Source organism: Streptomyces sp. AF1A, from assembly GCF_047340315.1.
GTDB lineage: Bacteria > Actinomycetota > Actinomycetes > Streptomycetales > Streptomycetaceae > Streptomyces.
The window spans coordinates 1-7725 of sequence record NZ_JBLEBI010000251.1 but is presented as its reverse complement, the minus strand read 5'-3'; the positions used below and the strand labels follow the sequence as shown (position 1 = coordinate 7725).

General features: G+C 74.5%; 9 protein-coding genes. 5 read left to right on the top strand and 4 right to left on the bottom strand.

The window, feature by feature from the left end; genetic code table 11:
• Positions 1 to 73 precede the first annotated feature (73 nt).
• Positions 74 to 715 carry a LutC/YkgG family protein gene (locus ACLU3S_RS34510; protein WP_413955920.1) on the top strand — a complete coding sequence of 214 codons (642 nt, stop codon included), beginning with the start codon at positions 74 to 76 and terminating at the stop codon, positions 713 to 715.
• A gap of 47 nt (positions 716 to 762) precedes the next feature.
• Complete coding sequence (locus ACLU3S_RS34505) at positions 763 to 1917, top strand: ABC transporter ATP-binding protein (protein WP_413955919.1); 1155 nt, start codon at positions 763 to 765, stop codon at positions 1915 to 1917.
• Positions 1918 to 1923: 6 nt separating this feature from the next.
• On the opposite strand, the gene ACLU3S_RS34500 is transcribed toward ACLU3S_RS34505, so the two are convergent.
• The 4 genes from ACLU3S_RS34500 to ACLU3S_RS34485 all read right to left on the bottom strand — a co-directional run bounded on the left by ACLU3S_RS34500 (position 1924) and on the right by ACLU3S_RS34485 (position 4852).
• The gene (locus ACLU3S_RS34500; protein ID WP_413955918.1) at positions 1924 to 2865 is read right to left on the bottom strand and encodes an ABC transporter substrate-binding protein; all 942 of its coding nucleotides are present in this window, start codon (positions 2863 to 2865) and stop codon (positions 1924 to 1926) included.
• Entirely contained in the window at positions 2862 to 3533 is a 672-nt protein-coding gene (locus ACLU3S_RS34495) for an ABC transporter permease (RefSeq protein ID WP_413955917.1), read from the bottom strand. Before ACLU3S_RS34495 ends, ACLU3S_RS34500 begins: the two co-directional genes overlap by 4 nt.
• Positions 3530 to 4219, bottom strand: a complete 690-nt coding sequence (locus ACLU3S_RS34490; protein WP_413955916.1) for an ABC transporter permease — start codon at positions 4217 to 4219, stop codon at positions 3530 to 3532. The genes ACLU3S_RS34495 and ACLU3S_RS34490 overlap by 4 nt, the downstream gene beginning before the upstream one ends.
• Positions 4220 to 4282: 63 nt before the next feature.
• Positions 4283 to 4852: a TetR/AcrR family transcriptional regulator gene (locus tag ACLU3S_RS34485; RefSeq protein WP_413955915.1), complete on the bottom strand. Its 570-nt coding sequence runs from the start codon at positions 4850 to 4852 to the stop codon at positions 4283 to 4285.
• Between the two features lie 162 nt (positions 4853 to 5014).
• Here ACLU3S_RS34485 and ACLU3S_RS34480 point away from each other — a divergent pair, with 162 nt between their 5' ends.
• The 3 genes from ACLU3S_RS34480 to ACLU3S_RS34470 form a co-directional block, all read left to right on the top strand.
• On the top strand, positions 5015 to 5872 hold the full coding sequence (locus ACLU3S_RS34480; RefSeq protein ID WP_413955914.1) for an AAA family ATPase: 858 nt from the start codon (positions 5015 to 5017) through the stop codon (positions 5870 to 5872).
• The gene (locus ACLU3S_RS34475; RefSeq protein WP_413955913.1) at positions 5869 to 7221 is read left to right on the top strand and encodes a vWA domain-containing protein; all 1353 of its coding nucleotides are present in this window, start codon (positions 5869 to 5871) and stop codon (positions 7219 to 7221) included. The genes ACLU3S_RS34480 and ACLU3S_RS34475 overlap by 4 nt, the downstream gene beginning before the upstream one ends.
• Before the next feature lie 46 nt (positions 7222 to 7267).
• Positions 7268 to 7725: pyridoxal-phosphate dependent enzyme (locus tag ACLU3S_RS34470; protein ID WP_413955912.1), on the top strand; the 458-nt coding region annotated here is incomplete at its 3' end.

Sequence of the window (7725 nt, the reverse complement as noted above, 5' to 3'; positions counted from 1 at the left end):
GGGACCTCCCGGCCGTGCCGGCGGAGCCCTTCCGGGACTGGTGGCAGCGTACGCGCGGCGGAAAGGACGCCAAGTGAGCAGCAGGGAGCGGATCCTGGGCCGGGTGCGGCGCGCGCTGGCCGACGTGCCCGCGGCGGACCGGCCGTACGAGGAGGCGGTGCCGCGCAACTATCTGCGCGAGCACGGCGACCGCACGGCCGAGCAGACGGTGGAGCTGCTGGCGGAGAACCTGGCGGACTACCGCGCGATCGTGCACCGCGCCGACGGCGAGGAGCTGCCCCTGCTGGTCATGCGGCTGCTGGCCGCGCGCGGCTCGGAGGAGGTGCTGGTGCCGCCCGGGCTGCCGCCGGAGTGGATGTCCGCCGCCGACCCGGTGCGCATCCACGACCGGGCGGTGAGCACACCGCAGCGGCTGGACCGGGTGGGGAGCGTGGTGACGGGCTGTGCCGTGGCGATCGCCGAGACCGGCACGATCGTCCTGGACGGCTCCCCCGACCAGGGCCGGCGCCGCATCTCGTTGATCCCCGACCACCACATCTGCGTCGTCCGGGTGCCGGACCAGGTGGTGGCGTCCGTCCCGCAGGCCCTCGAACGCCTGGACCCGACGCGCCCGTTGACCTGGATCTCCGGCCCGTCGGCGACCAGCGACATCGAGCTGGACCGGGTGGAGGGCGTGCACGGCCCGCGCACCCTGGAGGTGGTCCTGCTCGGCTGAGCCGACCGTGGAGTGCGGGGCGGGGGCGGCGCCGTTAGCGTGAGGGCATGATCCGGTTCGAGCAGGTCACCAAGCGGTATCCGGACGGTACGACGGCCGTGGACGGCCTGTCCTTCGAGGTGGCCGAGGGCGAGCTGGTGACACTCGTCGGCCCCTCCGGGTGCGGCAAGACGACGACCGTGATGATGGTGAACCGCCTCATCGAGCCGACGTCCGGGCGGATCCACGTCGGCGGCGAGGACATCGCCGGCGTCGACCCGGTGCGGCTGCGCCGCCGTATCGGGTACGTCATCCAGCAGGTGGGCCTCTTCCCGCACCGCACCGTCCTGGACAACACCGCGACCGTGCCGGCGCTGCTCGGCTGGAGGCGGTCCAGGGCCCGGGCGCGGGCCGCCGAGCTGCTGGATCTGGTCGGGCTCGACCCGGGGACGTACGGGCCCCGCTACCCGGACCAGCTGTCCGGCGGGCAGCGGCAGCGGGTCGGCGTGGCCCGGGCGCTCGCGGCGGATCCGCCGGTGCTGCTGATGGACGAGCCGTTCGGTGCCGTCGACCCGGTGGTGCGCGAGCAGTTGCAGGACGAGTTCCTGCGGATGCAGGCCGCGGTGCGCAAGACGGTGCTGCTGGTCACGCACGACATCGAGGAGGCCGTCCGGCTCGGCGACCGGATCGCCGTGTACGGGCAGGGCCGCATCGAGCAGTTCGACACGCCCGGGGCGGTGCTCGGGGCGCCGGCGACGCCGTACGTCGCCGGGTTCGTGGGCGCCGACCGCGGCCTGAAGCGGCTGTCGGTCACCGCGATCGAGCCGGACGACCTGGAGCTGCCGCCGGTCGCCCGCCCGGAGGAGCCCGCCGCGCGGGTGCGGGAGCGGCTGCGGGCCCTGGGCGCGCGGTGGGCGGTGGTCCTGGACGCGCACGGCGACCTGCACGGCTGGGCCGGCGTCGACGAACTGGCGGCGGACGGCACGGTGGGGGACCTCGCCCACCGGATGACCGCCTGGGTGCCGGTGGGGGCGCCGCTGAAGCAGGCGTTCGGGGTGATGCTCCAGTACGACGCCGGGTGGGTCGCGGTGCTGGACGGTGCGCGCTTCCTCGGCGTGCTGACCCCGGCGAAGCTGCACGAGGCGCTGCGCCGTTCGGTGGGCGCTCAGGCGCGGGGCGTCGCCCGGGGGCAGGTGAGCCTCGACTCGGTGGCGGACGCCTGAGGGCCGTCAGGTGAGCAGGCCCTTGTCCTTCAGGTAGGCGCGGGCCACGTCGGCGGGCAGCCGCCGCCAGCTGTCGACCTGCCGGTTCATATCCGCCAGGTCGGCCGTGGTGAGGACCTTGTTGAGCCCGCCGAGCGCCCGCGTGACACCGGTGCTGCCCGCGCGGGCGCGGTTGACGACGGGGACGACGTAGTCGGCGTTCTGCAGGTGCCGGTCGTCGGCGAGCAGCACCAGGCCGAAGGAGCCGAGGGTGGCGTCCGTGGTGGTGGTCAGCACCATCTGGTCCCGGCCGTCCTGCACGGCCTTCTTGGCCTGGGTGGTGCCGACGCCCTTGGGGTCGACGCCGGTGACGTCGATGCCGTACACCTTCCTCAGCCCCGGCGCGCAGTAGGGCCGTTGCACGCACTCGTCGCCGGCCGCGAGCCGCACTCTCAGCCGGGAGGCGCCGAGGTCGCTCAGGGTCTTCAGGCGGTGCCGCCGGGCATAGGAGGCGCTGACCGCGAAGGCGTTCTGGTCGACGGCCCGGCCCGGCGGCAGGACGGTGAGCCCGCGGGGCGTGGCCAGGGTGCGCAGCGCCCTCATCGTCGCGTCGAGGTCGGGTGAGCCGACCGGCCGGGCGCCGGCGCCGTGGGTCTTGGCGTTCAGCCAGTCGGCGAAGGTGGCCGCGTATTCGGGCACGACGTCGATCTGACCGGACTCCAGGGCCGGTTCGTACAGTTCCCGGTTGGCGACCGTGAGGATCGACGTCCGGTAGCCGGCCCGGTTCAGCAGCTGGGCGTACATATGGGCGAGCAGGTCGCTCTCGGTGAAGCCGGCCGAGCCGATGGTCAGGTGGTGGCTGTCGCCGGGCGGTGCGGTGACGCGGCCGCGCTCCTCCAGGGAGGGGCCGGTGGTGCAGGCGGTGAGCGTGAGCAGCACGGCGGCCGCCCATGCACGGCGCCCGCTCATCGGCCGCCCCGGGCCCACACCGGTGCCAGCCGTTCGGCGATCTCGAAGAGGCCCTCGACGACGAGCGCGAACACCGCGACGAGCAGCGCTCCCGCGACCACCTGGGGCGTGCTGGCGAGGTTGAAGCCCGCCGTGATGATCCGGCCCAGACCGCCGCCGCCCGCGAGCGCGGCGATGGTGGCGGTGGCGACGAGCTGCACGGCGGCGGTCCGCACCCCGTTCAGCACCAGGGGGAGCGCGAGGGGCAGTTCCACCCGGAACAGCATCTGCCGGCCGGTCATCCCCATGCCCCGCGCCGCCCGGACGACGTCCCGGTCGACCTCGCGCATCCCGACGTAGGCGTTGGTGAGCAGCGGCGGCACCGCGAACAGCACCAGGGCCACCACCGTGGGCCCCTCGCCCCATCTGCCGACCGGGGTCAGGAGCAGCAGGACCAGCACCGCGAAGGTGGGCACGGCCCGGCCGACGTTGGAGATGTTCACGGCGAGCGACCCACCCCGACCGAGGTGCCCGAGGACCAGGGCGACGGGCAGCGCGATCAGGCAGCTGACGACCAGGCAGACGACGGTGAGCTCCAGGTGCTGCAGCAGCCGGTGCGCCGCCCCGTCGTCGCCGGACCAGTGCGCGGGGTCCCCGAGCCAGTGCCAGGTGGCGGTGAGCGTGCTCACGGTCCGGCCGCCCTCCTCGCCCTCGCCCAGGGGGTGATCAGCCACTGGACGCCGAGCAGGAGCAGGTCGGCGGCGACCGCGATCAGCACGCACAGCGCCGACGCGGTGAGCACCTGGGCCTTGAAGTAGGTGTTCATGCCCGCGTAGATGAGGTTTCCCAGACCGCCGAAGCCGACGATCGCGCCGACCGTGACGAGCGAGACCGCCGAGACGGTCGCGATGCGCAGCCCGGCCATCGCGGCGGGCACGGCGAGGGGCAGCTCGACAGTGAGCAGCAGGCGGACCGGGCCGTAGCCGAGGCCGCGCGCCGCCTGCCGGGTCTCCTCCGGGACCGCGCGCAGGCCCGCGAGGATGTTGCGGACCAGCACGGTCAGCGAGTACAGCACGAGTCCGGCGACGACGAGGGTGGCCGAGAGGCCGTACAGCGGCAGCAGCAGCGAGAACATCGCGAGCGACGGGATGGTGTAGAGGATCGTCGTCACGGCGAGGACCGGGCCCGCCGCCCAGCGCCTGCGGCGGGCCGGCACCGCGAGCGACACGGCGACGAGCAGGCCGATGAGGACCGACAGGAAGGTCAGCTGCAGATGCTGGACGACCGCGTCGAGCAGGATGTGGCGGCGGCTGCTCAGATAGGCGCCGCAGATCCACTCGTTGCGCGCGAGGCAGTCGTCGGGGGGCGCGGTCACGGGTCCATTGCACCGGCACGACGCGGCGACCGGCGCGTTGGGGTGGCCCGTCCGAGGGGCCGGCTACCGCATCCCGGCCGTGTCCAGCAGGGCGGTCGCCGTCGCCGTGGGCAGTCCGTCGTCCAGGCGCTCCACGCGGGCGCCGGCCCGGGCGCTCGCGCCGTCGAAGACCAGCAGCAGCTGGCGGGCGAGCAGGTCGGGGTCGCGGGCGCCGCCCCGCTCGGCCTCGGTGCGGAAGATTCGCGCGAGGCGCTCCTTGACCGCACGGGCGACCTCGCTCGCCGGGTGGCCCGGGTTCTTCAGCTCGACCAGCACGGCGAGATAGGGGCAGCCGCGGTAGTCCGCGTCGAGGGAGGACTTCTCCAGCCGCTCGAAGACGTACAGGATGCGCTCGCGGGGGGCGGCCTGCGGGTCGGGGTGCGTGAGCTGGGCCTCGTACCAGGGGATCCGCCGCTCCAGGCTCGCGGCCAGCATCTCGTCCTTGCTCTCGAAGAGCTGGTACATCGACCGCTTGGACACGCCCGCCGCCCGGCACAGCGCCTCGACGCCGACGCCGACGCCGTCCCGGTAGGAGAGCCGGGCGGCCGCGTCGAGCAGCCGGTCGCGTGAGGATGCCCTGTCCGTGGTGGTCATAGGGGGAGGTTACCGCGCCGCGGGAGAAATGAAACCGATCGGTGTACTGCCTCGCCCGTCCCGCCGTCCCGGGGAGTCCCGTGGCCGGATCCAGGTGACAGAGCCGGTGAACAAGCGCTTAGATAGGAGCTGGTTCCTGCTCCCGACCCGCCGGAGGCCCCGTTGTTCACGTCCGTCGACGACGTCTCCGCCCGCCTCGCCGAGACCGGCTACCTCGCCTCGCCCGCCATCGCCACGACCGTCTTCCTCGCGGCCCGCCTGGGCAAGCCGCTGCTGGTGGAGGGCCCCGCCGGAGTGGGCAAGACCGAGCTGGCCAAGGCCGTCGCCCAGGTCGCCGGGGCGCGGCTGGTCCGGCTGCAGTGCTACGAGGGCGTGGACGAGTCCCGGGCGCTGTACGAGTGGAACCACGCCAAGCAGCTGCTGCGCATCAGCGCCGGCCGCGGTGAGAGCTGGGACGAGACCCGCACCGACATCTTCAGCGAGGAGTTCCTGCTGCCCCGCCCGCTGCTCACCGCCATCCGCGGCGACGAACCGACGGTGCTGCTCGTCGACGAGACCGACAAGGCCGACGTCGAGATGGAGGGCCTGCTCCTCGAGGTGCTCAGCGACTTCCAGATCACGGTCCCCGAGCTGGGCACGATCACCGCGAACCGCCGCCCGTTCGTCGTCCTGACCTCCAACGCGGGCCGGGAGCTGTCCGAGGCGCTGCGCCGCCGCTGCCTGTTCCTGCACATCGGCTTCCCGGAGGAGGAGCTGGAGCGGCGGATCGTCCGGCTGAAGGTGCCCGGCCTCGGCGAGGCGCTGACGGCGTCGGTGGTCCGGGTCGTCGGGGCGCTGCGCGCGATGGACCTGCGCAAGGCGCCGTCCGTCGCCGAGACCGTCGACTGGGCCCGCACCCTGCTCGCCCTGGGCGCCGACACGCTCGACGAGACGGTCGTACGGGACAGCCTCGGGGTGATCCTCAAGCACCAGGACGACATCCAGAAGGCCGCCGCCAAGCTCGACCTGGACGCGCTGTGACGGACGTCGCCGAGCGGATCACCGGTCTGGTCGGGGCGCTGCGCGCACACGGCGTGCGGATCGGCACCGGCGAGACGGTGGACGCCGCCCGCGCGGCCGAGGCGCTGGGGCTCGCGGACCGGGAGCTGCTGCGCGAGGGGCTGGCGGCGACACTGCTGCACGGCATCGGCCAGCGCCCTGTGTTCGACCCGGTCTTCGACCTGTACTTCCCGCGCGGGGTCGGCGGCCCGGACGGCGCCTGCGCGGACCGCGAGGAGCTGCGCGACCGGCTGGCCCGGGCGCTGGCCGCCGACGACCGGGCGCTGCTGGCCCGGCTGGCGGCCGAGGCCGTCGACGGCCTGGGCGGCTACGGGAGTTCACCGGGATCGGACGGCTGGTCGGCGTACCAGACGCTCGACCGGCTGCGCCCGCAGACCCTGCTGGCCCGGGTGCGGGCCGACGTGCGCGCCCGCGACGGACACCGGGCGGACTTCGCGGACCGGCTGCTGGACGACGAGATCCGGCGGCGCATCGAGGAGTTCCGGCGGCTGGTCGGGGCGGAGGCGCGGCGCCGGGTCGCCGAGCGGCGCGGCCGGGACGAGATCGCGCGACGCGCGGTGGCGCCGACCGCCGACCGCGTGGACTTCCTGGTCGCGAACCGGAACCAGCTCGCCGAGCTGCGCCGGGCGGTCCAGCCGCTCGCCCGCAAGCTGGCCACCCGGCTGGACGCCCGCCGCCGCCGGGCCGCGCGCGGCACGATCGACCTGCGCCGCACCCTGCGCTCCTCGCTGTCCACGGGCGGGGTGCCGATGCGGCCCGTGCTGCGCCGGCGGCGCCCGGCCCGGCCGGAACTGGTCCTGCTGTGCGACGTGTCCGGCTCGGTGTCCGGCTTCTCCGACTTCACGATGCTGCTGGTCCAGGCGCTGCACGACCAGTTCAGCAAGGTCCGGGTGTTCGCCTTCGTCAACCGGCTCGACGAGGTGACCGGCCTGCTCGACCACGGCCGCGCCGACCCCGAGGGCCTCGGCGCCCGCATCCGCGCCGAGGCCACACTCACCGGCTGGCACGGCAGCAGCGACTACGGCGTGGCGCTGGGCGAGTTCGCCGAGCGGTACGGCGCCGCCGTGGGCCCGCGGACCACGGTGTTCGTCCTCGGGGACGCCCGCACGAACATGAGCGACCCCAACCTGGCCGCCGTCCGCGACATCGCGCGCCGCGCCCGCCGCGTGCACTGGCTCAACCCCGAGCCACGCTCCCTGTGGGGCACCGGGGACTCGGCCGCGCCCGCCTACGCCGAACTGGTCGAGATGCACGAGTGCCGTACGGCCCGGCAGCTCAGTGCACTGGTCGGCCGGCTGCTGCCGGTGTGATCGACTGGTGCCGCACGACGGCACCCCGCACCGAAGGACCAGGACCATGAGCCACTCCCCCGTACCGCTGGGCACCTTCCCCACCCCCGTCGAACCGGCGCCCCGGCTCGCCGCCGCGCTCGGGCTCGGACCGGACGACCTGTGGATCAAGCGAGACGACCTGACCGGGCTCGGCGGGGGCGGCAACAAGATCCGCAAGCTGGAGTGGACGGTCGGCGCGGCCCTCGCCGAGGGCGCGGACACACTGGTCACCACGGGCGCCGCGCAGAGCAACCACGCCCGCCTGACCGCCGCCGCGGGCGCCCGCCTGGGGCTGGACGTCGTCCTCGTGCTGCGCGGCTCGGCCGGCGCGTCCCGCTCCGGAAACCTCGCCCTGGACGGGCTGTTCGGCGCCCGGCTCGCCTGGGCGGGCGACGTGGACCAGGCGGGGCTCGACGCGGCGGCGGCCGAGGTGTGCGCCCGGCTGCGCACGGACGGGGCCCGCCCGGCGCTGATCCCCTTCGG

Coding starts and splice junctions, on each gene's coding strand:
- ACLU3S_RS34505 (WP_413955919.1), top strand. CDS start 763: ATGATCCGGTTCGAGCAGGTCACCAAGCGGTATCCGGACGGTACGACG.
- ACLU3S_RS34500 (WP_413955918.1), bottom strand. CDS start 2,865: ATGAGCGGGCGCCGTGCATGGGCGGCCGCCGTGCTGCTCACGCTCACC.
- ACLU3S_RS34485 (WP_413955915.1), bottom strand. CDS start 4,852: ATGACCACCACGGACAGGGCATCCTCACGCGACCGGCTGCTCGACGCG.